Below are 1,998 nucleotides of genomic sequence, written 5' to 3' on the forward strand. Positions count from 1 at the left end.
GCCAGAGCACCAGCTCACTGCTCGACTCGAGGTCGTAGAAGACCTGGTAGGACACCCCGCCGACGACGCTGAACGCGTCGGCCTTGGTGATCGCCTCCGCGACCCCCCGGGTGCCCGCCGCGAAGGCCGGCATCTCGAACACGCCCATCGGGCCGTTCCAGAAGATCGTCTTCGCCTGGGACAGCGCGGCGCTGAAGCCAGCCACCGTCTCCGGGCCGACATCCAGGCCGAGCCGGTGGCTCGGGATGCCGTCGACCCGCACCGTGTCGTGCGCCGCGTCCGGGGCGAACGCGTCCGCGACCACCACGTCGACCGGAAGCATGATCTTGCCGCCGGACCGCTCCAGCAGGTTACGGCAGGTCTCGACCATGTCCTTCTCCAGCAGCGAGGTGCCCACCTCCAGGCCCTGGGCCTTGAGGAAGGTGAAGCACATCCCGCCACCGATGAGCAGCCGGTCGACGGTGGGCAGCAGCGCCTCGATCACGGCGAGCTTGTCGGACACCTTCGACCCACCGAGCACCACCACGTACGGTCGCTCGGGCTCACCGGTGAGCTTGGAGAGGACCTCGACCTCACGCAGCACCAGCCGGCCCGCGACGTGCGGCAACCGGGCCGGCACGTCGAAGACGCTGGCGTGCTTGCGGTGCACGGCACCGAACGCGTCGTCCACGTAGGCGTCGCCGAACGCGGCGAGCTGGTCGGCGAAGGCACCCCGCTCGGCCTCGTCCTTGCTGGTCTCACCGGCGTTGAAGCGCAGGTTCTCCAGGAGGGCGACCTGACCGTCGGCCAGGCCGGCCACTGTGGAACGGGCGGAGTCGCCGACGGTGTCGGTGGCGAAGTGCACCGGCGCGCCGAGCAGCTCACCGAGGCGCCCGGCGACCGGGCCCAGGCTGAACTGCGGGTCCGGAGCGCCCTTCGGACGGCCCAGGTGCGAGCAGACGACCACCTTCGCGCCGGCCTCGACCAGCGCGCCGAGGGTCGGCAGCACCGCACGGATCCGGCCGTCATCGGTGATGGCACCGGTCTGCTTGTCGAGCGGGACGTTCAGGTCGGCGCGCACCAGCACGCGCCGACCCGACACCCCCTCGGCGAGCAGATCGTCGAGGGTCCGGATGCTCACAGCGAGCTACCGACCAGCTTGACGAGGTCGACCAGGCGGTTGGAGTAGCCCCACTCGTTGTCGTACCAGCCGACGACCTTGACCTGGTTGCCGACCACCTTGGTCAGCGGCGCGTCGAAGATGCACGACGCCGGGTCGGTCACGATGTCGGTGGAGACGATCGGGTCCTCGTTGTAGACCAGGATGCCCTTGAGCGGGCCGTCCGCGGCGGCCTTCAGCGCGGCGTTGACCTCGTCGACGGTGGTCTCGCGACCCACGTTGACGGTGAGGTCGGTGACGGAGCCGGTCGGGATCGGCACCCGCAGGGCGTACCCGTCGAGCTTGCCCTTGAGGTCCGGCAGGACCAGGCCGATCGCCTTGGCGGCGCCGGTGGAGGTCGGCACGATGTTCAGCGCGGCGGCCCGGGCCCGACGCAGGTCCGAGTGCGGCGCGTCCTGGAGGTTCTGGTCCTGGGTGTACGCGTGGATCGTCGTCATCAGACCGTGCTGGATGCCGAACGTGTCGTGCAGGACCTTCGCCATCGGGGCGAGGCAGTTGGTGGTGCACGAGGCGTTGGAGATGATGGTGTGCTTCGCCGGGTCGTAGGTGTCGTGGTTGACACCCATGACGACGGTGACGTCCTCGTTCTTCGCCGGTGCGGAGATGATGACCTTCTTGGCCCCGCCGTCGACGTGCGCCTTGGCCTTGGTGGCGTCGGTGAAGAAGCCGGTCGACTCGATGACGACGTCGGCGCCGACCTCGCCCCACGGCAGCTTCGACGGGTCCTTCTCGGCGTACGCCTTGATGGTCCGGCCACCGACGGTGATCTCGTCGGCGGTGGCCTTGACCTCGTAGGGCAGACGACCGAGGATGCTGTCGTACTTGAGCAGGTGGGCGAG

The 1,998-nt window shown here is 69.4% G+C and carries 2 protein-coding genes; both read right to left on the reverse strand.

Features of this window, described 5'->3' with window-relative positions; genetic code table 11:
- On the reverse strand, nucleotides 1-1,120 hold a 1,120-nt coding region (gene pgk, locus KBX53_RS31240; RefSeq protein WP_210863338.1), incomplete at its 3' end, for a phosphoglycerate kinase.
- A partial coding sequence (gap, locus tag KBX53_RS31245) for a type I glyceraldehyde-3-phosphate dehydrogenase (protein ID WP_210863340.1) occupies nucleotides 1,117-1,998 on the reverse strand: 882 nt, incomplete at its 5' end. The genes pgk and gap, both read right to left, overlap by 4 nt.

The organism is Micromonospora sp. M51 (genome assembly GCF_018070305.1).
Taxonomy (GTDB): Bacteria; Actinomycetota; Actinomycetes; order Mycobacteriales; family Micromonosporaceae; genus Micromonospora; species Micromonospora parva.